The 18907-nt window shown below is 57.2% G+C and carries 23 protein-coding genes; 16 read left to right on the top strand and 7 right to left on the bottom strand.

Annotated elements, in window-relative coordinates; all coding sequences use genetic code 11:
- Positions 1-172 precede the first annotated feature (172 nt).
- Genes MWU49_RS17850 through MWU49_RS05105 form a run of 3 tightly spaced genes read left to right on the top strand, consistent with a single transcriptional unit; the run spans position 173 to position 1896 of the window.
- Positions 173-850, top strand: a complete 678-nt coding sequence (locus MWU49_RS17850) for a PaaI family thioesterase (RefSeq protein ID WP_246968985.1) — start codon at positions 173-175, stop codon at positions 848-850.
- Between the two features lie 2 nt (positions 851-852).
- The gene (locus tag MWU49_RS05110) at positions 853-1557 is read left to right on the top strand and encodes a PaaI family thioesterase (protein WP_246968982.1); all 705 of its coding nucleotides are present in this window, start codon (positions 853-855) and stop codon (positions 1555-1557) included.
- 9 nt (positions 1558-1566) lie between these two features.
- Positions 1567-1896, top strand: coding sequence for a YqfO family protein (locus MWU49_RS05105; protein WP_246968980.1), 330 nt, complete (start codon positions 1567-1569; stop codon positions 1894-1896).
- 877 nt (positions 1897-2773) lie between these two features.
- On the opposite strand, the gene MWU49_RS05100 is transcribed toward MWU49_RS05105, so the two are convergent.
- Positions 2774-3331: an NUDIX hydrolase gene (locus tag MWU49_RS05100; protein ID WP_246968978.1), complete on the bottom strand. Its 558-nt coding sequence runs from the start codon at positions 3329-3331 to the stop codon at positions 2774-2776.
- Positions 3332-3642: 311 nt separating this feature from the next.
- Here MWU49_RS05100 and MWU49_RS05095 point away from each other — a divergent pair, with 311 nt between their 5' ends.
- The 4 genes from MWU49_RS05095 (at position 3643) to MWU49_RS05080 (ending at position 6040) form a co-directional block, all read left to right on the top strand.
- Complete coding sequence (locus MWU49_RS05095; RefSeq protein ID WP_246968976.1) at positions 3643-4305, top strand: response regulator transcription factor; 663 nt, start codon at positions 3643-3645, stop codon at positions 4303-4305.
- Positions 4305-4715 (top strand): CsgE family curli-type amyloid fiber assembly protein, encoded by a 411-nt coding sequence (locus tag MWU49_RS05090; RefSeq protein WP_246968974.1) that lies wholly within the window; start codon positions 4305-4307, stop codon positions 4713-4715. The genes MWU49_RS05095 and MWU49_RS05090 overlap by 1 nt, the downstream gene beginning before the upstream one ends.
- Positions 4716-5138, top strand: coding sequence for a curli assembly protein CsgF (locus tag MWU49_RS05085; protein ID WP_246968972.1), 423 nt, complete (start codon positions 4716-4718; stop codon positions 5136-5138). It begins immediately after the preceding gene.
- 65 nt (positions 5139-5203) lie between these two features.
- Positions 5204-6040, top strand: a complete 837-nt coding sequence (locus tag MWU49_RS05080; RefSeq protein WP_246968970.1) for a CsgG/HfaB family protein — start codon at positions 5204-5206, stop codon at positions 6038-6040.
- Between the two features lie 239 nt (positions 6041-6279).
- On the opposite strand, the gene MWU49_RS05075 is transcribed toward MWU49_RS05080, so the two are convergent.
- The 4 genes from MWU49_RS05075 to MWU49_RS05060 form a co-directional block, all read right to left on the bottom strand.
- Positions 6280-6750: a hypothetical protein gene (locus tag MWU49_RS05075; RefSeq protein WP_246968968.1), complete on the bottom strand. Its 471-nt coding sequence runs from the start codon at positions 6748-6750 to the stop codon at positions 6280-6282.
- Positions 6728-6952 carry a hypothetical protein gene (locus MWU49_RS05070; protein ID WP_246968965.1) on the bottom strand — a complete coding sequence of 75 codons (225 nt, stop codon included), beginning with the start codon at positions 6950-6952 and terminating at the stop codon, positions 6728-6730. The genes MWU49_RS05075 and MWU49_RS05070 overlap by 23 nt, the downstream gene beginning before the upstream one ends.
- A gap of 232 nt (positions 6953-7184) precedes the next feature.
- A complete protein-coding gene (locus tag MWU49_RS05065) occupies positions 7185-8444 on the bottom strand; it encodes a hypothetical protein (protein WP_246968962.1) in 1260 nt (419 codons plus the stop codon).
- A gap of 55 nt (positions 8445-8499) precedes the next feature.
- Complete coding sequence (locus MWU49_RS05060) at positions 8500-9033, bottom strand: hypothetical protein (RefSeq protein ID WP_246968959.1); 534 nt, start codon at positions 9031-9033, stop codon at positions 8500-8502.
- A 359-nt stretch (positions 9034-9392) separates the two neighbouring features.
- On the opposite strand from MWU49_RS05060, the gene MWU49_RS05055 reads away from it, so the two are divergent.
- From MWU49_RS05055 to rssA, 4 genes are read left to right on the top strand one after another with little or no spacing between them, the layout of a single operon-like run.
- Positions 9393-9989, top strand: a complete 597-nt coding sequence (locus MWU49_RS05055; RefSeq protein ID WP_246968956.1) for a CoA pyrophosphatase — start codon at positions 9393-9395, stop codon at positions 9987-9989.
- A 2-nt stretch (positions 9990-9991) separates the two neighbouring features.
- On the top strand, positions 9992-10531 hold the full coding sequence (locus MWU49_RS05050) for a gamma carbonic anhydrase family protein (RefSeq protein WP_246968954.1): 540 nt from the start codon (positions 9992-9994) through the stop codon (positions 10529-10531).
- Positions 10524-10727, top strand: a complete 204-nt coding sequence (locus tag MWU49_RS05045) for a DUF1289 domain-containing protein (protein ID WP_246968951.1) — start codon at positions 10524-10526, stop codon at positions 10725-10727. Before MWU49_RS05050 ends, MWU49_RS05045 begins: the two co-directional genes overlap by 8 nt.
- A gap of 5 nt (positions 10728-10732) precedes the next feature.
- Entirely contained in the window at positions 10733-11662 is a 930-nt protein-coding gene (gene rssA, locus MWU49_RS05040) for a patatin-like phospholipase RssA (protein ID WP_246968948.1), read from the top strand.
- Between the two features lie 599 nt (positions 11663-12261).
- On the opposite strand, the gene MWU49_RS05035 is transcribed toward rssA, so the two are convergent.
- Positions 12262-13524 (bottom strand): HlyC/CorC family transporter, encoded by a 1263-nt coding sequence (locus tag MWU49_RS05035; protein WP_246968945.1) that lies wholly within the window; start codon positions 13522-13524, stop codon positions 12262-12264.
- Between the two features lie 232 nt (positions 13525-13756).
- The gene (gene ccsA / locus MWU49_RS05030) at positions 13757-14560 is read right to left on the bottom strand and encodes a cytochrome c biogenesis protein CcsA (protein ID WP_246968942.1); all 804 of its coding nucleotides are present in this window, start codon (positions 14558-14560) and stop codon (positions 13757-13759) included.
- Positions 14561-14775: 215 nt separating this feature from the next.
- Between ccsA and ffh the strand changes: the two genes are divergently transcribed.
- The 5 genes from ffh (at position 14776) to rplS (ending at position 18695) form a co-directional block, all read left to right on the top strand.
- Entirely contained in the window at positions 14776-16203 is a 1428-nt protein-coding gene (gene ffh, locus MWU49_RS05025; RefSeq protein WP_246968939.1) for a signal recognition particle protein, read from the top strand.
- Positions 16204-16741: 538 nt separating this feature from the next.
- Positions 16742-16990, top strand: a complete 249-nt coding sequence (rpsP, locus tag MWU49_RS05020; protein ID WP_035230104.1) for a 30S ribosomal protein S16 — start codon at positions 16742-16744, stop codon at positions 16988-16990.
- Complete coding sequence (rimM, locus tag MWU49_RS05015) at positions 16990-17529, top strand: ribosome maturation factor RimM (protein WP_246968936.1); 540 nt, start codon at positions 16990-16992, stop codon at positions 17527-17529. The genes rpsP and rimM overlap by 1 nt, the downstream gene beginning before the upstream one ends.
- A gap of 1 nt (position 17530) precedes the next feature.
- On the top strand, positions 17531-18328 hold the full coding sequence (gene trmD / locus MWU49_RS05010; RefSeq protein ID WP_246968933.1) for a tRNA (guanosine(37)-N1)-methyltransferase TrmD: 798 nt from the start codon (positions 17531-17533) through the stop codon (positions 18326-18328).
- 10 nt (positions 18329-18338) lie between these two features.
- Positions 18339-18695 carry a 50S ribosomal protein L19 gene (gene rplS / locus MWU49_RS05005; protein ID WP_161319697.1) on the top strand — a complete coding sequence of 119 codons (357 nt, stop codon included), beginning with the start codon at positions 18339-18341 and terminating at the stop codon, positions 18693-18695.
- Positions 18696-18907 lie beyond the last annotated feature (212 nt).

Raw genomic sequence — 18907 nt, 5'->3', positions numbered from 1 at the left:
ACAGTTAATAGTTAACAGCTGAACAAAAAGGCGGAAATGGCTTGGCTATTTCCGCCTTTTTTGTGGCACTTATTGATCTTGTCGGGAGCGGCACGGGTGTTCAGAATCAAACGATTGTTTGAATGCGTTTTCGCTGTTCACTATTAACTGTTAACTATTCACTGGTGCTCCTGTGTCCGAAAAAACCACGGAAAAAACCTACGGTCCTCTTGAGCTTCGCAGCGCTTATCACTCCGAGCCAGTGCCGGAGGATTTTGTTGAGCGTCGTCGTATCGGCGCGGCAATTCGTGCCTTGTCGGAGCGCTTGATCCGGGTGGAGGCGGATCAGGCCACTCTGTCGGGTTGGGCTGATCAGCTGGAGGCGCTTGTTGCCTCGGTGGGGGAGCCAGAGCGGCGTGACAGTCGTCAGGCCAATCGCAAGCTGTTCACCGGTGCCGCCACCATCGGTGATCTCTACCACATGATGGACTACGACCCGGTGGGGGGCGGGGCCAATCCCATTGCGCCGCAGATCGACTGGCTCAAGGAAAGCCAGGACGGGGTGGAAGGCACACTGTGGCTGGGGCAACAGTACCAGGGCCCGCCCGGGCGGGTGCATGGCGGGGTGGTGTCCTGGATTCTGGATGCGGTGCTGTCCCGGGCCATGCATGCGTCGTTTCGGCTGGGGGTCACAGGTACCCTGAATATTCGTTACATGGCGGGCTCTCCCATTGAGGATACCTTGCACTGCCGCGCCCATATCGTTCGGCAGGAAGGGCGCAAGATCTTTATTGAAGGCGGCATCTGGCACGGAGAAACCCAGACTGTGCACGCCGAAGGGGTCTGGCTGACTCCCAAGAGTCTGGGCTGAGTATGAGCGATCCCCGATACCATTTTCGCGATATCAGAGTGGCAGAAACCCCTGAACCTGGTGAGCGTGCGCTCCTGCACCGTCAGCTGGGCCGGGCGCTGGCAGAACTGAATGAACAGGTGCTGCGGCTGGATGCGTCGGAAGACTCTCTGCGCGGCTATATCGAGCAGGTCCAGAGTCTGAATGCGGCCGTGGCGGCGCACGGTCAGCGTGACTATGCCACCACACTGCGCCGGCTACTGGATGGCGAGGGAAGTGGCGATGATGTCACTGACCTGGTGGATTTCGAAATCCTCACCGGCAAGGCATCGCCCCTGTCGCCACCACTGGAGTTATGGCTGGACGGTGATCGGGTTTGCGGCAAGGCTACCTTTGGCCCGGCGTTTCAGGGACCGCCCGGGCGTCTTCATGGTGGCGTGATTGGCTTGGCACTGGATATTGTGTTGGCCAAGACGCAGGACTTTGTCGAGCAGATCGGGGTTACCGGTACCCTGAAGATCCGCTATCTGGCGGGCACTCCGCTGGGTAAACCGGTAGAGTTTGAAGCACGACCGGTGCGTATCGAAGGCCGCAAGCTGATCTGTGAGGGATCGGTGTGGGTGGATGGTCAGCAGACTGTGGCGGCGGAAGGAATCTGGATTTCCAGCCGCGGTGACTATCGCCTCAAGCCCGAATACGCCGAGCTGGAAGCTGCCATCCGCGTATAAGGAGTCACCATGAAGGATCTGACCTACAAGCTGTGTTTTTATGTACCGGAAACCCATGTAGAGCAGGTCAAGCGAGCGGTGTTTGACGCTGGAGCCGGGCATATCGGCAACTACGACAGTTGTGCCTTTCAGGTTCGCGGGGAAGGGCAGTTTCGCCCCCTTGATGGCAGTCAGCCGTTCCTCGGTCAGCAAGGTGAGGTGGAAGTCGTGGCCGAGTACCGCGTGGAAACCATCGTCACCGAGTCCCATCTGCATGCCGCCATCAGCGCCCTGCGTCTGGCGCACCCCTACGAAGAACCCGCCATTGATCTGTTTCGGTTGGAACCGTTGCCTGCATAGCAGCCGGTTATACAAGGAGCGTTACGAAGCCGCTGTAGGAGCCTGCCTGCAGGCGATCCGAGCCTTGGCGATGTAATGAGTTACGAGTAACGAGTAACGAGTCTCGAAAGGCAAAACCCCTGCTACCCATTCCGGATTTGATTTTCGAAACTCGTCTCTGGAATCCTTGCCTTGCTCAGTCTCGGATCGCTTGCAGGTTCGTTATTCGCTTCCGCCTTGCAGGAGTTTCTTCGTTTTGCTCGGTTAGGCGCGAACCTGTGGCGAAAGTGGCACTTGCCTGGCTGGCTAATGCTAGCCTGCAGTTTCATCGCACTGATAAAGGTGCGTGTCCTCGCCGGACTGGCCCAAAGGGGTGTAACGCGACACCCCTCTGGACTCCCCCGCGCCCCGACTCCGTTCGGCCTGCTGCGCAGGCACACTCCGGTACTCGCCCTGTGACGGACGCAAAAAAGACTCGCTCCGCTCAGACAGGTTTTTTGCTCTACGCCGTCACAGGGCTCCGTTCCTCGACTCACTCTAACGGGGAAGATGCCGTGCGGATGGCATTGGCGTTCTTTTCTCGCGAAATCGTTCGAGATTGCTGTAGGAACGTAGCGCAGCGGAGTAACGCACGGAGTGCGGCCCCGAAGGGGTGAGCTAAGCGAATAACCTCCCTTCAGGTGTTCCTGGCCTAGGCGAGGTAAAAAGATTCGAGTTGCGAGAAGCGAGTTTCGAAAGGCAAAACCCCTGCTTCCCATTGCGGATTTGATTTTCGAAACTCGCCTCTGGAATCCTTACCTCGCCGGGGCTCGGATCGCCTGCAGGCAGGCTCCTACAGCAGGTTATAGCGAGTGTTTTACCGATGCAAAAAGGCATCAGGCAGCCGCAGCACGGCTAATCAATCCTCGCTGGGGCGTCGCTGCAAGGGTGCAATATCCTGGCAGCGTACCGGGAAAGTGCCGTTTTTCAGGTCATCAATGTAGAAGCGCAGGGTGCGGCCGATGGTGGGGAAGGCCAGTTCGTCCCAGGGGATGTCGTCCAGCGCGAACAGGCCGGCATCGCTGCTTTCTTCGCCCACACCGTACTTGCCTTCCTCTATGCGGCCCAGAAAGAACACGTAGACCTGGTTGATATGGGGCAGGTTGAAGACCGTGTAGAGATCATCAATGGCCACGGTGGCACAGGCTTCCTCCCAGGTCTCCCGGGCGGCGCCCTCTTGCAGGGTCTCACCGTTCTCCATAAAACCGGCAGGCAGGGTCCAGTAGCCCTTGCGCGGCTCGATGTCGCGCTTGCAAAGCAGCACCTTTCCTTCCCAGATTGGCACCGCACCCACCACGATTTTGGGGTTTTGGTAATGGATTGTCTGACAATTTTTGCACCAATATCGCGGCCGATTGTCTCCCTCAGGAATGCTGAATTGAAGGTCAGAATGGCCGCAAAGGCTGCAAAAACGCATGTAATTTCACTCAATGGGCTGTGCGTGGAAACCGGGAGTTTACCGTACTTTCCAGCGATACCCCATTCCTGCTATAGGCATACAAGTTGATAGTGTGTATAAAAAATAGGCGGCTGTTTTGTGAGACGCCTCACCGTTTTTCAATGTTTAAAAATAGCCGTAAGAATTAGTGTCACCCATCTGGGGGAGTCATAGACTAACCATCCGGGCTGGCACGACCAGTCGCCTGACTACTTGGTCAGGGTTCGGAAGGGACACTTATTCTTCCACCATTGGTGGTGGAGAAAGGGGAATCGGAAATGGATGCTTCGATGGCGCAGGGAACGCGTGACGACAGTAAAACCTACCTGGTTGTTTCTCATTGCAACAACCTGGCAATTCGCTTGCTGGCACGCTCAATCGAGAATCAGCGCGGTGTAGCCTGTACAGCGATCACGCGTGACGACCTGTTTTGTGACCAGATTCAGGACGATCTGGTATTGATCAATGTGCTGGATTTTTCCTCGGCCGAGATAGAGCGGCTGCTGGGACGAATCCAGGAAAAGATGCCCATGTGCCGGGTGATCCTGGTAAATGCCGACCGGGGAGACAATATTTTCTTCCTGTTGAACTGGCCAGTAGTGAAAGGTGTTATCTATCAGCAGGATAATGACACCCTGATCTCCAAGGCCATCGACGTGGTCTGCAAGGGGCGTAGCTGGTTTCCTCGCAACTACATGGATTACCTGGTGCGTCACCGCAAGACGCCAACCCGTTGTGGGCATGTATTCGAAAGTCTCACCAGCCGCGAACGGCAGATGCTGGACCATGTGGTGCGGGGTATGAGCAATAATGAAATTGCCGACGCCCTGTGTCTCAGTACACATACGGTCAAGGCGCATCTGCAAAGCCTCTATCGCAAGGTGGGTGTCAAGAATCGTGTCGGCGTGATGCGCTGGGTACACGAAAACCATCTGGAAGAAGAAAGCCGCTGATGAACTGGCAGCGACACACCCTCTGGTGGGTTGTGTTGCTGGTGTCTCTCTGGGCAGTCAATCCTGCCCTGGCTTCTGATGAAGAGCAGGAGATGGGTGTGGTGGTGGATCAGACCGTCACCCCTATCGGCAAGCGCTTCTACCAGCAATTCGCCTATCAGCGTCATTACCTGTATCCGGATACCCCTTTCAGCGTGAGCATCTATGAGCAGCCATCTGCACGGAGCGGCAGCATCATCACCATCAAGGGGGCGGATACCGAACTGGCCCGCTTTGTACTCTCCTTCGCGTCGAACTGGGAAGATGCCCGGGTTCAGTCGCTGGTTCAGTCAGTTGAGAATCAGGTCAGGCGTCTCAAACTGCTGAATGCCCTTGTTGATAACCCGGACCTGGCCAAGGATGGCTACTAAATGAATTCTGCAGTGAAAAAAGGCATGACGGTGCTGGCGGGGAGTCTGCTGGCAGCCGGGCTTCATGCCAGTGAACTGATCTACCAGCCGGTCAATCCCAATTTTGGCGGCAATCCCCTGAATGGATCCTATTTACTGGGTAATGCCCAGGCCCAGAATGATTACAAGGACCCCGAGGCGGCCAGTCGCTCCGGTTATGAACGTCCTTCTGAGCTGGATCGGCTGACCTCTTCATTGCAGTCACGGCTACTTAGCCAGCTGCTGGCCGATGTGGGGGATGGCAACGAAGGCAGCATTGTTACAGAAGACTTTGCCATCAATATCATCGATGACCAGGGGGTGCTGTCCATCCTGATCGAGGATATCAATACCGGCGAAATCACCCAGATCGAGGTGGATGGCCTGGTGCCGGATAACTTCTGACACGAGATATTTCTTCATTGCCGATGCGAGCGGCAAGCAATCAAGACAAGCATTCAGGGATGAACATGCAATCGAAAACTCTGCGTATGGCTGCGGTGGGTCTGATGACGCTTTCGCTGGCCGCCTGCGTTACCCCGCCACTGGAACCGGAATCGCCCTCTCTGGTGGAAAAATCCGAAGTCGCCGAAGATCTTGAGGTCATGCCCGAGCCCAAAGGCAAGATCATGGCTTCGGTGTACAGCTTTCGAGATCTCACCGGTCAGTACCGGCCGGCACCTTCCTCCTCGTTCTCCACGGCTGTCACCCAGGGCGCGGCGGCGTTTCTGATTGATGCCCTGAATCGTTCCGGCTGGTTCATGACCCTGGAACGAGAAGGTCTGCAGGATCTGCTGACGGAACGGAAGATCGCCCGTGCCGTAGTGGAAAAGCGCCAGAAACAGGGCCAGCCAGTTGCCGATGTGCCGGACCTGTTCTCATCAGACATTCTTTTTCAGGGCGGGATCGTCGCCTACGAAACCAATCTGAAAACCGGGGGGCTGGGCGCGCGCTACCTGGGTGTGGGCGCCTCGGAGCAATACCGTGCGGATCAGGTGACCATCAATCTGAGAGCGGTGGATGTAAGAACCGGGCGTATCATCAATACCGTTTCCACCCGCAAGACGATCTACAGCAAGGAACTTCAAATCGGTGTGTATCGCTATATCGACTTCAAGGAACTGCTGGAATCCGAAGCCGGTGTCACCACCAATGAACCGGTACAGCAGTGTGTGAAGCTGGCCATCGAAGCGGCGGTGGCCCATCTCATCGTGAAAGGTGTGATGGACGGCAACTGGCAGCTCAAGAACCCGGAGGACATCAAGGCGGATGTCATCCAGCACTATGCCATGGCGTTAAAGCAATAACGGTTGGGTGGGGTTTCTTGTGCCAGATTGTTGGCGTCCCGGAAAGATCCAATCCTGAGACTGGGGCAAACGTGCCCTGGTCGAGTCTTTTATAACACACCCTCAAGCTACGCTGAGCAGCAAGGCAACCACGCTACTGCGTACACACTATATTCAACCAGGTTGAGTATCTGTTTGTTGCGAATGCGGTCTGTCAGCGACCTTGTCGCTGACCAGCAATGGACTGGTCAGTAAGCGGGTCAACCCGGCGCCGCATTGTCTTTTTCAGGTCGATCAGGAAAGTATCTTGTGACTTTGGCGATGACATTGTGTTGCAGATCCTGAATTTCCCCTTTCACTACTACCTCATCCTGTTCACCGGAATTGATTCTCAGGTTACCAATCATCAGATGAGGATGTTCCAGTTTGATGCGGCCGCTTTGCCGATTGCGACTGGTGCCATTTTTCCCTTGCTTGCTGACTTCCAGGCTGTAGTGAACGGTCTCGCCTGTGTCGGGACATTCAAGGTGAAGTTGATACTGATAGAGGTTGTCGGCAGGCGTACGGATGATCTGTACTGAACAAGCGGAGTCTTGATTCTTTTGTGGCTGCGCACTCATAACGGGGCTCGCAATGAAAAGTCCGAATACGGAGGACAAGGAGATAAGGTAGAAGGCGTCCTTGCATGCCTTTCGACGGCACCGGTAATCAGAATTGATGCGTTTTGGCATGATTATCCGCTTCTTTGGCTGTTGTGTTGTGAATGAGTGCTGGCGACTCGTAGGCGGAATTGGCCTGATGGTGGACTGCCGGGTAGGGCGTGTTGTCAGAGACAGCACGGGTAGGATTGCGGGTAATGCTGGTTGTGATGATGTGTAGTGACAGGCTTACCGTGACAATCACTGCCGCAATCTGAGGTACGAATTGCATCATGACGCCCCCGTCAATGGATCAATCGCCCGGCTGGTATCCTGCTTGTGCTGCAGCGGAAGCAGGGCAAGGTACCCGTTCAGTCTGCTCCTCAAACCGTCATTAAAGAATTAGCCATGTTGCTGAATTTACACGCTAAGAGGGGCGCGGCAGGCAAATGCCAAAGGTGTACGGGACTGAAGGGGGAGATGAGAAATCCGGGCCACAGGGGCCCGGATTCAGACGTGCATGAATCTTAGTACTGGTGGATGAAGGCGTTGTTGCCGCCACCGCCAGCTTGCAGGATGGTGGCGCTGTCGAGAGTGGCTTCCTGCAGGATAGTTGCCACGTTTTCGTTGCCGGAAGCACCAACACCTGCCTGTACGATGAGGGCGTCGTTATCTACGCCGGACTGGGCGATGGTAGCGATGCCGTATTCGGCGCCGGCGGTCTGTTCTACGTTGGCGTAGTTCAGGTCAGCAGTCTGGTCGATATCGATGATGCCATTACCACCATGGGAGTGGGCAATGGCAGTGTTGTCGGCGGCAGACTGGTCAACAGTGGCCAGGTTATCGGAACCGGACTGGTCAACTTCAGCGCTGTTGTTGGCGCCAGTCTGGTTGACGTAGGCATCGTTGCGGTTGCCCAGGCCCTGATTGACCAGTGCAACATGGTCGGCGCCACTCTGGTTCACTTCGGCATAGCTGAAGTGGGAGTCATCCTGGATGATGTCGGCATCACCATTGATACCGGACTGGTTGATGACCGCATCGGCGCTCCAGGCAGAGTCCTGGCTGATCAGGCCGTTGTTGCTGTCGCCGGTCTGGTTGATGGCGGCAGTGGCGTAGTCAGAAATGGCCACCTGGCTGATGCTGGCGGTGTTGTTGTTGCCGGACTGGTCTACGGTTGCAGTGGCGAACCAGGAGTCATCCTGCAGGATGGAGGCAGCATTACCAAAACCGGACTGGTCAATGGTCGCATCGGAGGAAAGCACCGCGTTCTGGGTAATGTCTGCCTGGTTGGCATCGTTGGTCTGGTTGATGCTGGCGAAAGCATCGGTGCTGGCGTTCTGAACGATGCTGGCGTTGCTTGCCAGTGCCGAGCTTTGATTGATGAAGGCTTCAGATTGCTGCGTGTTGCCAATCTGCTGGATGCTGGCGCCAGTGTTGTCAGAGATGTTGACCTGGTTGATGCCAGCCAGGTTTTCGTTGCCCACTTGCTCAATGGTAGCGGTAGCAAACCAGGAGTCGTCCTGGTTGATCACGGCGTTGTTGTCATTACCCGTGGTGTCGATGTCAGCGGTCATCATGTTGAGGCTGTTGCTTTGAGTCACATCAGCGTTGTTGAAATCACCGGTCTGATCCACGTTGGCAACGGAATCGTTCACATTGCTCTGTACGGTGTTGGCAGTGTTACCTTCACCGGTCTGGCTGGTGGTGGCGGTGCTGCCGGCGGCCCAAGTGGTGCTGGAGATAGCGGCCAGTACGGCCACGGCCAGAGGCTTCATTACGTTCATGGTGTTTCTCCTCATTGTTTCATCGTGATTTAGGCAAATTTAAAGTGGTGCAAAATCAGTCCCATTGTTGAATGGAGACGTACATTCCGGCCCCGTACTGGGAAACCGAAACACTGTTGGCCGTGCCGCGTTGTGAAATGGCGGCATGGTTTCCAATTCCGTATTGCGCTACTTCGGCGATGTTGTATTCGCCAAGCTGTTCGATGGTGGTGGTATTGAACGCGCCGTTCTGGTCGATGGTGACGATGTTGCCGGTGCCGTACTGGGCGACTACCGCCAGGTTCTCCCAGCCAAGCTGGTTGATATCGGCCTGTTGTCCGGTGCCTTGCTGGATGATGTCGGCCTGGTTACCCAGTCCATTCTGGTAGAGGCGGCTTTGATGATAGTCGCCGGTCTGGGTGACGGTGGCGGCATTGCTGCCGGCTTGGGAAACGTAGGCAGCCAGATCCGACCCGGTCTGGGAAATGTCCGCGCTGTTGTTCAGCGGGATTTCATCAAAAAGAGAGAGGTCGCCAGCATGAGCCTGCAGGGCCGTTGCCAGCAGCAGGCATGCGATGATCCCGGGGCCTCTTGTGAGCCCATTATTCATAAACCGTCCCTGGTCAAATGTGTTCTCGCGGATTGAGTCTTGCGCGATTGGCAGGGGGATGAAATTCACCCTGGGTGTCGAATTTTTTTTTGTGAACTAAGTCGCAGGTGTAGCCAATTTCATTCAAGAACCGGTTGCTCGTGCTCTGCGTGAACATGACGTGAGCGTTGGCGCTTTTATACAGGCGGAAATGCGATTTCAGCGGACTCATTCCTCCGGTGTAGGAAATTGGCTAATAGGTGGGGGCGATGCCAAAGGCGGCGACGGGACCAGCGGAAGAAATCCGATTACCGGGAGACTTGCCGCGGCGGCTGTAGCTGTTCAAACTACCGTTTGAATCCTCGGTTCTGGAGAGTGTTGTGCTCGACTTGCTCAGGCAGCGATTGCCTGATTACCAACGCACAGAGTTGCCCCTGGCACTGCCAGAGGCGGCGGTATTGATGCCGCTGGTGGATAGCCATGAGCCCCGGGTGATTCTCACCGTGCGTTCCAGTTCCATGCCGACTCATGCCGGAGAAGTGGCCTTTCCCGGAGGGAAGCGGGATCCGGGGGACAAGAACCTGCTGATGACCGCCTTGCGGGAAACCGAGGAAGAGGTGGGTCTGAGCCGTGACTATGTGGATGTGCTGGGCCAGCTTTCCCCCATTGCCTCGCGCTATGGCATGAAGGTGACACCCTTTGTGGGGATTGTGCATCCTGATGCAGAGTTGCAGGCAGAGCCCGGAGAAATCGAAACCATTTTCCAGGTGCCGCTGAAATTCTTTCTGGAAGAGACGCCGGAATTATCCAGCCCGATCGACTTCTTCGGGCGGCGCTTCCGCATTCCCAGCTATTACTTCGAAGACAAGAGGATCTGGGGGCTTACGGCCTTCATGATCCTGGACCTGATCAATCACGTTTACGATGCCGGTATCGAGTTTGATGTCTCCCACTGGCCGGCAGACAGGGAACAATAATCATGATTTACAAGATTGGCAGCCGTCAGCTGGAACAGCGCGGCAGTGGACACTGGATTGCCGACAACGCCACTGTGATTGGCTCGGTGGTGATGGAGAGCAACAGCAGCATCTGGTTTAACGCCGTGCTGCGCGCCGATAACGACCTGATCGAGATTGGTGAAAATACCAACATCCAGGACGGTGCCGTGCTACATGTGGACCCCGGTGTGCCCATGAAAATCGGCCGTGACGTGACCGTGGGTCACAAGGTCATGCTGCATGGCTGTACCATTGGCGACAACAGCCTGATTGGTATCAATGCGGTGGTACTGAACAAGGCGGTCGTTGGCAAGAATTGCATCATCGGCGCCAATTCGCTGGTGCCGGAAGGCATGAAAATACCGGACAACTCCCTGGTAATGGGCTCCCCGGCCAAGGTGGTCAAGGAAATTACCGATGGCCACAAGGCCATGCTGACCATGAGCAGCATGCATTACGTGGCCCATGCCAAGGAATTCAGCGAGCATCTGCAAGTGGACGAACGATTCCATCATGACTGATCGCCAGCGTGTGTCGCCCTGCGTGTCTATTTGCGCACTGGATGAAAACGACATCTGTGTCGGCTGTTTTCGTTCAGGTGGCGAGATTTCCATCTGGGGGCTGTTGACCGATGAGGAGAAAGACGAGGTCTTTCGCCGTATCGAACAGCGTATGAACGGGGAGCCTGCTCCCTGTGTGGTCAGAAGCAGGAAGTGACATCCATGAGCAACGGCAATCTTACCCAGAGTGGCGGCAAACCGGTGGTCGGGCTGGCGCTGGGCAGTGGCTCGGCCCGTGGCTGGGCTCATATTGGTGTTATCCAGGCGCTGGAAGAAATGGGCATTGAGCCCCAGGTGGTGGCGGGTACCTCGGTTGGCGCTATCGTGGGTGGTGCCTATGTGACAGGGACGCTCAAGCCGTTTGCCGAATGGGTAATGAATCTCACCGTCAAGGATGTGGTTGGGCTGCTGGATATCAGCTTTTCCGGCGGCGTGGTGAAAGGCGAAAAACTGTTCGGTTTCTTTCGCGAGCATCACGAAAACCCGGAGATCGAGAAGCTGGATAAAAAGCTGGTCACGGTGGCAACCGACATGAAGACCGGCCGTGAAATCTGGATTACCAAAGGCCCGATGCTGGATGCCGCACGGGCATCCTGTGCGTTACCCGGGTTGTTTTCACCGTTTAACCTGCAAGGGCGCTGGATGCTGGACGGTGGCCTGGTCAACCCGGTGCCGGTGTCTGCCGCCCGCGCCATGGGTGCGGACATCGTGATTGCGGTCAACCTCAATGCCCAGCTCGTGGGCGGCCATCTGGCCCGTGATGCTCGCTCCCAGGTGGAAGGGGAAGAGGGCTCGGACGAGGAACGCAGCATCTGGCACAAGGTGATGAACTACTTTTCCACGGAAGAAGGGGAAGATCCTGGCTTCTTCGACGTGGTCGCCTCCAGCATCAATATCATGCAGGACCGCATCACCCGCTCGCGCATGGCCGGTGACCCGCCGGAAGTGACCCTGGTGCCTCTGCTGGAAGACTTCGCCCTGATGGACTTCCACCGCGCCAAGGAGGCCATCGAAGAAGGCCGGGCGCTGGTGAAGCGTCATGAGGCGGATATTCGTGGCTGGGTGGGGTCGGCAGTGGCGGACAGGGTTTGAGGGCAGTTAACAGTGAATAGTGAACAGTGCGCGAGCGGAGTGTGTTCTGCTTTTCGGGGTGTCTGTCCGCGACCAACTTTGAGTGCGGGTATGAAGGTTTGAAAATCAATGGCAGTGAACCTGGCTTTTAGGTGCATAAGCCCATGCGCGTACATGACCTTGACGTAGAGCTAAACTTTATCTGTACGGAAGATGGCGGGAAATCCCGGCCAGCGTGGCAGGGCTACAGGGTGGACCACGATTTCGGCCTTCCTGATACTCTGAATGTTGCTAAACATGAATTTATTGGCTGTGATAGCGTCGAACCCGGACATGCGGCCAGATCAAGATTATGGTTCATGGCGCCAGAATATCTGCATGGTCGGTTATACTCGGGCTTCAAATTTACAGTGCATGAGGGTTCACGAGTTGTAGCATATGGGGTGATTTCTCGTGTTAATAATGAAGCTCTTCAAAGAGGCAGCTGAAAACGCTTCTGAAGCCATCCTCCACGAAAAGCTACTCGCCCCAAACGAGAAGGCCGCACCCGGTTAAGGGCGCGGCCTCTTCGCTTTCAGCCAACCAGCGAACGTGAACGCGCCGCTGTTCACTATTCACTGTTAACTGTTCACTGCCCTTCTCATTTTGGCTGCCTTCACCATATTGTCTTTCACCTGCAGGATTTCGATCTGGTAGTCGAAGATCTGTACCGAGATGTTGGCGTCGGGGATGTCTTGCAGGTATTCGAGGATCAGGCCGTTGAGGGTTTTCGGGCCGTCGGTGGGGAGGTCCCATTGCAGGGTGCGGTTGATGTCGCGCAGGGTGCTGGAGCCGTCGATGACGTAGGTGCCGTCTTCCTGGGGATGAATGTCCTGGCTGGTGGCGGCCAGGTCGGTGGTGAATTCACCGACAATTTCTTCAAGGATATCTTCCAGGGTCACCAGACCCAGCACATCCCCGTACTCATCGACGACGATACCGATACGGCGCTTGGCGTTCTGGAAGTTGATCAGCTGCTGGTGCAGGGAGGTGGCTTCCGGGACGAAATAGGGCTCCACCGTGTACTGCATCAGCTCGGCCTTGTTGATCTCTTCCTTGAGCAGCAGGCGGCTCAGCTTGCGCAGGTGCAGCAGGCCGATCATGTGGTTGGGATCGCCGTTGTAGACCGGCAGCCGGGTATGCTGGCTGGCGCGCAGGGTGGTGAGGATGTCGTGCATGTCATCCTCCAGATCGATGCCTACCATCTCGTTGCGCGGCACCATGATGTCTTCCACGGTGACGGTTTCCAGATCGAGGATATTGAGCAGCATCTTCTGGTGGTTTTCCGGAATCAGGCCGCCGGCCTCGTTCACCACGGTGCGTAGTTCTTCCGGGCTGAGATGATCATCGCCTTGCTCATTGGCGTTGATGCCGCCCAGCCGCAGCAGAATGTTGCTGATGCCGTTGACCAGCCACACCAGTGGGGCGAGCAGGGTCTGCAGGGGCTTCAGCGCCAGGCTGGCCGGGAAGGCCACCCGCTCCGGGCGCATGGCGGCAAAGGTCTTGGGGGTGATCTCGGCAAACACCAGCATGATGATGGTGATCACCACGGGCGCCACGGCAGCGCCGCTGTCACCCAGCCAGCGAATGGCCAGAATGGCGGCCACGGTGGCGGCGAAGTTGTTGACGAAGTTGTTGCCGATCAGGATCACCGACAGCAGCCGGTCAGTGCGCTTGAGCAGGGCTTCCACCCGGGCGGCTGCCTTGTGTCCCTGCCGGGCCAGATGGCGCAGGCGGTAGCGGTTGATGGCCACCATGCCGGTTTCACTGCTGGAGAAGAAGGCTGAGCCAAGAACCAGAAAGACCAGGGCGCTAATCAGCCACCCGTCAGAGAAGGTATCCAAGGGAAATGTCGTTTATCCGCCAGTTGGGTGGATATTGTTCGGGGTAGGGGAGAGGGGTGTCAAGGAGGGGGTGATCAGTTAATAGTTAATAATGAATAATTAATAGCTGCGCGAGCGGGGGTTGCCTTGTTCTGCAAGCGTTGAGGCCGCGTTCGGAATCTGGACGCGGCCTCAACGTTGGAGACTGATAACGGCGCTGAACGCGGCGTTATTAATTATTCACTATTCATTATTAATTGCGGTGCAGGATGAACTCCAGCACCAGTTGGCTCCCGAAGAAGCCCACCAGCAGCACCCCGAACCCGCTGAGAGTGAAGCGGATGGCGGTGCGGCCGCGCCAGCCGCGCAGGTGGCGGCCGGCCAGCAGGATGGCGAATACCACCCAGGCAATCAGGGTCAGTACGGTCTTGTGTACCAGGTGCTGGGCGAACAGGTTGTCCAGGTAGAAAAAGCCCGTGGCAATGGCAATGGTGAGCAGGATTTCGCCCACCCAGATGGCCTCGAACAGCATGGTTTCCATCACCTGCACCGGCGGGAACAGGCGCATGATGCCGCGAATATGGCCTTCCTTGAGCTGATGATCCTGAATGCGCACCATCACCGCCTGGGCGGCAGCAATGGCCAGTACCGAATAAGCAAGGATGGAAAAGAGCACATGGGTGCCCAGACCGTGCGCCAGGGGCTGAACGCTGTCTCCGGGGGTGTCCAGCAGCATGCAGGGGATTGTCAGTGCAGCGAAGGGATAGGCGATGGCGTTGATCCATTCAAAGGGGCGCAGCAGGCAGGATGCCAGCACGGCAAGCACGCAGGTTGCTCCGACGGTGGAGGCGACGGCAAACAGGCCGAGATGCAGGCCATTGGGTGTGACCATGGTGCCCCACAGGCTAACCACATGGGCAAGCAGGGCCAGGGAGCCGGGAATCAGGATGGATTGCCGGGAAGGCTGGCTTTGCCCGCGAAATTGGGAAAAGACAATCAGGCTGGCCAGAGTGTAAAGCGCGAAGGCGGCAATGCCACTGATCACGGTAAGCGTCATGGGTGTTGATATCCATCCAGTAGCCGGCCACGAAATTGCCGGGCAATTCGCAGAAGTCTGGCATAGGCACAAGTTGACTATCAACAATCATTCTCATTTTGCAGGCGGGTTTGGTCTGGCCCCATGACGTTGGGCGTCAATGAGGGCTATAATCGCGCCCCTGTCACTGCCACAGCGTGAGCTGTGGGCAGACAAGAGGATTTGGAGGTAACACCATGTTCGAGAATCTCACCGACCGGTTGGGATCGTCGCTTAAAAACCTGGCAGGTCAGGGATCGCTGACCGAAGACAATATTCGCGACACCCTGCGTGAAGTACGCAAGGCGCTGCTGGAGGCCGACGTGGCCTTGCCGGTGGTGAAAGAGTTTGTCGAGCAGGTCAAGGAAAAGGCCTTGGGTCAGGAAGTGCTGCAAAGCCTCAACCCGGGCCAGGCGTTCGTCAAGATCGTCAACGACGAGCTGGTTCACACCATGGGCGACGCCAACGACGCCCTGGACCTGGCGACCAAGCCGCCGGCCATTATCCTCATGGCCGGTCTGCAGGGTGCCGGTAAAACCACCTCTGTGGCCAAGCTGGCCCGTTTCCTTCAGGAGCGTGAGAAGAAGAAGGTCATGGTGGTGTCCGCCGACGTTTACCGTCCGGCGGCCATCGAGCAGCTGAAAACCCTGGCCGGGGAAGTGGAAACCAACTTCTTCCCGTCCACCGGTGACCAGGATCCGGTGGATATCGCCAATGCGGCCCTGGATGAAGCCCGTCGCCGTTATATGGATGTGCTGATCGTCGATACCGCCGGTCGTCTCCATGTCGACGAAGACATGATGAGCGAGATCAAGCGGCTGCACGGGGCCATCAGCCCGGTGGAGACCCTGTTCGTGGTCGATGCCATGACCGGTCAGGATGCGGCCAACACCGCCCAGGCCTTCAACGAGGCGTTGCCGCTCACCGGTGTGATCCTGACCAAGGCCGACGGTGACTCCCGCGGTGGTGCGGCCCTGTCCGTTCGCCAGCTCACCGGCAAGCCGATCAAGTTTATCGGTATGGGCGAGAAGACCGACGCCCTGGAGCCTTTCCACCCGGATCGTATCGCCAGCCGAATCCTCGGCATGGGCGACGTGCTCTCCCTGGTGGAAGAAGCCGAGCGCAAGCTGGACAAGAAGAAAGCCGAGAAGATCGCCAAGAAGTTCAAGAAAGGCAAGGCGATGGACTTCGAGGATCTCAAGGACCAGTTCCAGCAGATGCGCAACATGGGCGGCATGGCTGGCCTGCTCGACAAGTTGCCTGGCATGGGTGGCATGATGCAGGCGGCTCAGGATCCGGCGGCCATGAAGCAGATGAAGCACATGGAAGCGTTGATCGACTCCATGACCATCAAGGAGCGCCGTAACCCGGACATCATCAAGGGCTCGCGCAAGAAGCGCATTGCCATGGGCGCCGGGCTGGAGATTCAGGATCTGAACCGCCTCATGAAACAGCAGAAGATGATGGCCAAGATGATGAAGAAGATGCGTACCAAGGGTGGCATGAAGAACATGATGCGTGGCCTGGAAGGCATGATGGGCGGAAACGGTGGCCCTGGCGGTACCGGTGGTCCGGGTGGCGGTATGCCCCCGGGCGGCATGGGTGGCGGTATGCCGCCGATGTGATTGACGCTTCACGCGACACGCATCATGCAACACGCGGGCAGGGCAGGTGGAAACCTCTCTGCCCGCGCTGCGTTTGGGGTGGGTGATAAGACCTTATTCAAAGGCACTTTCACCACAGTGTTCACGGAGCACACAGAGAGAGGATATGGTTCTGTAGGAGCTCTCGTGCTCGTTAGGGTATGCCTGCAAGCGATCCGAGCCTTGGCGAGGTATGGATTCCAGAAGCGAGTTTCGAGTACCGAGTTTCGAAAATCCAAAACCGGTAGCCGGGCGCGAGGCTTGGATCTTTGCCTTTCGAAACTCATTTCCTCGCTTGGGCTCGGATCGCGGTCGAACGACCGCTCCTACAGGTGCCCCGAAGCGTTTTAGTGGCTAAATGCTTGTTGTGCAGATCTTCTGCCTGTATAATCCGCGCCCTTCGCGGCCTTTCCCAGTTTTCTATGGATTCGGGGGTTGGCTTTCAAGCGGATACGATGGCTCGCTATGCCCTCCTCGGCAGGCGGCCGGGAAACCGGATTGATAAACAGGTAGATAAACCATGGTAATTATTCGTCTCGCTCGCGGCGGTTCCAAGAAGCGCCCGTTCTACAGCATTGTTGTTGCCGATAGCCGTAACGCCCGTGATGGTCGTTTCATCGAGCAACTGGGTTTCTACAACCCCATCGCCCGTGGCGGTGAAATCCCTCTGAAGCTGAACCTGGAAAGCCTGGACGCCTGGGTTGGTAAAGGTGCTCAGCTGTCTGACCGCGTCAAGACCCTGGTTAAGCAGGCCCGTAAGGAAGCCTGATGACCACTGGAGGGCAGCCGTCCTCTGAGCTGGAGGTTGTTGGCCGCATCCTCGGGGTGCACGGCGTGCAGGGGTGGGTAAAGGTTTTTTCCGATACTGACCCCCGCGACAACATCCAGCACTACCAGCCCTGGCATCTCAAGCAAGGTGGCCAGTGGAAGCCGGTGAAAGTCACCGGCTTCCGTCCCCAGGGCAAGGGCCTGATCGCACAACTGGAAGGTATCACCGACCGGAACATGGCGGCGGCGCTGGTGGGGCAGGAAATCGGGATACCCCGTGACCTGCTGCCACAGTCTGGCGGTGGTGAATATTACTGGCGTGATCTGATCGGGCTGCGGGTCTTTGAAAAAGACGGCGCAGACCTGGGCAAGGTCGTGAAAATGCTGGAAACCGGTGCCAACGATGTACTCGTGGTGCGTGGTGACAGCAACAGCCTGGATCGCCGTGAGCGGTTGATTCCCTGGCTGCCGGACGACGTTGTTACCGATGTGAATCTGGCCGATGGCCACATGACGGTAGACTGGGACCCGGACTTTTAGCATGACGACGGATTCGACGCCGTACACGGTGACTCTGGTAACCCTGTTTCCAGAGATGGCCAGGGCGATTACCGACTTCGGCGTGACGCGGCGGGCAGTGGAAAATGGCCAGCTGCAGGTGGAAACCGTGAATCCACGGGATTTCACCGAAGATCGTCACCGCACCGTGGATGATCGCCCCTTTGGTGGTGGCCCCGGCATGGTGATGAAGGTGGACCCGCTGGCGAAAGCACTGCAGTCTGCCCGCGCTGCCAACCCGGCAGCCACTGTGATTTATCTGTCCCCCCAGGGGCAGCCGCTGACCCAGGCGAAAGCTGAGGCGTTGGCACAGCAGCCCGGCCTGGTGTTATTGGCGGGGCGCTATGAAGGCGTAGATGAGCGTTTGCTTGAAGCCGAGGTGGATGAACAGCTCTCCATCGGTGACTACGTCCTCAGCGGCGGCGAGCTGCCGGCGCTGGTGCTGATCGATGCGGTCAGCCGACTGATTCCCGGAGTGCTGGGTCACCAGGATTCCGCTGAGCAGGATTCGTTTTCAGGCGAATTCGAAAACCTGCTGGATTGTCCGCACTACACCCGCCCGGAGGTGTACAACGGACAGGCAGTGCCGCCGGTACTGCTGAGTGGCAATCACGAGTTGATTCGCCGCTGGCGCCTCAAGCAGGCGCTGGGACGGACCTGGCAACAGCGTCCCGACCTGCTGGAACGCCGCCGGGCGCGGGGTTTGAGCAAAGAAGAGCAACAGCTGCTGGATGAGTTCATCGCCGAGCAGCCGTCGCATACAGCAAAACCGAACGAATAGGAGCATTGCCATGAGCGGCAAGAACCTGATCATCCAGGGCATCGAAAATGCCCAGCTGAAAGCCGACCTGCCGGAATTCGGCGCCGGTGACACCGTTACCGTACAGGTAAAGGTGAAAGAAGGTACCCGTGAGCGTCTGCAGGCGTTCCAGGGCGTTGTTATTGCCCGTCGTAACCGCGGTCTGAACTCTGCGTTCACCGTGCGCAAGATCTCCCACGGTGTGGGCGTTGAGCGTGTATTTCAGCTGCACAGCCCGCTGATCGACTCCATTGAAGTCGTTCGTCGTGGTGACGTGAGCCGCGCCAAGCTCTACTACCTGCGTGACCGCTCTGGTAAGTCCGCTCGAATCAAAGAAAAGATTCGTTAAGACTGACGGACTCGTCGGGTCTGCCGAGGGCGAATGTTGGTTCAGCCTTTGCTGTAGGGCATGCGGAATCAACCTCTGGACGGGCAGACCAAAAGCTCCAACAAAAAAGCCGCTTCCTTTCGGGAGGCGGCTTTTTTGTGGGCCGCTCTGCGGCTGCAACACGCAACATGCTTCATGCAACACGCAAACCCGGGAGCGCACCCGGACTTCTG

The sequence above is a fragment of the Alcanivorax sp. S6407 genome (assembly GCF_023016115.1).
Classification (GTDB): Bacteria; Pseudomonadota; Gammaproteobacteria; order Pseudomonadales; family Alcanivoracaceae; genus Alcanivorax.
Note: the sequence above shows the minus strand (reverse complement) of the source record. Positions and strands in the feature narration are given on the sequence as shown.

Coding starts and splice junctions, on each gene's coding strand:
- MWU49_RS05095 (WP_246968976.1), top strand. CDS start 3,643: ATGGCGCAGGGAACGCGTGACGACAGTAAAACCTACCTGGTTGTTTCT.
- MWU49_RS05065 (WP_246968962.1), bottom strand. CDS start 8,444: ATGAACGTAATGAAGCCTCTGGCCGTGGCCGTACTGGCCGCTATCTCC.
- MWU49_RS05100 (WP_246968978.1), bottom strand. CDS start 3,331: ATGCGTTTTTGCAGCCTTTGCGGCCATTCTGACCTTCAATTCAGCATT.
- rimM (WP_246968936.1), top strand. CDS start 16,990: ATGACCACTGGAGGGCAGCCGTCCTCTGAGCTGGAGGTTGTTGGCCGC.
- MWU49_RS05075 (WP_246968968.1), bottom strand. CDS start 6,750: ATGCCAAAACGCATCAATTCTGATTACCGGTGCCGTCGAAAGGCATGC.
- MWU49_RS05080 (WP_246968970.1), top strand. CDS start 5,204: ATGCAATCGAAAACTCTGCGTATGGCTGCGGTGGGTCTGATGACGCTT.
- MWU49_RS05050 (WP_246968954.1), top strand. CDS start 9,992: ATGATTTACAAGATTGGCAGCCGTCAGCTGGAACAGCGCGGCAGTGGA.
- rplS (WP_161319697.1), top strand. CDS start 18,339: ATGAGCGGCAAGAACCTGATCATCCAGGGCATCGAAAATGCCCAGCTG.
- MWU49_RS05060 (WP_246968959.1), bottom strand. CDS start 9,033: ATGAATAATGGGCTCACAAGAGGCCCCGGGATCATCGCATGCCTGCTG.
- MWU49_RS05105 (WP_246968980.1), top strand. CDS start 1,567: ATGAAGGATCTGACCTACAAGCTGTGTTTTTATGTACCGGAAACCCAT.
- MWU49_RS05090 (WP_246968974.1), top strand. CDS start 4,305: ATGAACTGGCAGCGACACACCCTCTGGTGGGTTGTGTTGCTGGTGTCT.
- ffh (WP_246968939.1), top strand. CDS start 14,776: ATGTTCGAGAATCTCACCGACCGGTTGGGATCGTCGCTTAAAAACCTG.
- MWU49_RS05045 (WP_246968951.1), top strand. CDS start 10,524: ATGACTGATCGCCAGCGTGTGTCGCCCTGCGTGTCTATTTGCGCACTG.
- ccsA (WP_246968942.1), bottom strand. CDS start 14,560: ATGACGCTTACCGTGATCAGTGGCATTGCCGCCTTCGCGCTTTACACT.
- trmD (WP_246968933.1), top strand. CDS start 17,531: ATGACGACGGATTCGACGCCGTACACGGTGACTCTGGTAACCCTGTTT.
- rssA (WP_246968948.1), top strand. CDS start 10,733: ATGAGCAACGGCAATCTTACCCAGAGTGGCGGCAAACCGGTGGTCGGG.
- MWU49_RS05085 (WP_246968972.1), top strand. CDS start 4,716: ATGAATTCTGCAGTGAAAAAAGGCATGACGGTGCTGGCGGGGAGTCTG.
- MWU49_RS05070 (WP_246968965.1), bottom strand. CDS start 6,952: ATGATGCAATTCGTACCTCAGATTGCGGCAGTGATTGTCACGGTAAGC.
- MWU49_RS05110 (WP_246968982.1), top strand. CDS start 853: ATGAGCGATCCCCGATACCATTTTCGCGATATCAGAGTGGCAGAAACC.
- rpsP (WP_035230104.1), top strand. CDS start 16,742: ATGGTAATTATTCGTCTCGCTCGCGGCGGTTCCAAGAAGCGCCCGTTC.